This is a genomic window from Paraburkholderia sp. SIMBA_053, from assembly GCF_046534895.1.
Taxonomy (GTDB): Bacteria; Pseudomonadota; Gammaproteobacteria; order Burkholderiales; family Burkholderiaceae; genus Paraburkholderia; species Paraburkholderia caledonica.
In genome coordinates, this window is sequence record NZ_JAWRXU010000580.1 from 1 (window position 1) to 277 (window position 277).

General features: G+C 39.7%; 1 protein-coding gene. It reads left to right on the plus strand.

Annotated elements, in window-relative coordinates:
* Positions 1-54: 54 nt before the first annotated feature.
* The coding region (locus SB753_RS36920) for a bile acid:sodium symporter (protein ID WP_410805090.1) at positions 55-277 on the plus strand (223 nt) is incomplete at its 3' end.

Here is a 277-nt window from a genome sequence, read left to right on the forward strand (position 1 = left end):
TCTGGTTCCTTAGGAAAATGGGTAATCGCTCCCTTGATTTCTATAGGGCTTGCCGTGTTATTTTTCGGGATGTCGGAACTATCATATGGAATCATAATGGCAGGCATTGTCCCTAGTGGTACATCTGCAAATCTAAATACTTTTATTGCAAAAGGAGATGTATCTTTAAGCCTTGCTATGTCAAGTTTTGATACCCTGGTCGGGCCCTTTATTGCGCCTTTTTTAATCAAGGTATTGATAGGCTCGAGTGTAGATTTTGATTACTTTTCTTTTTGGC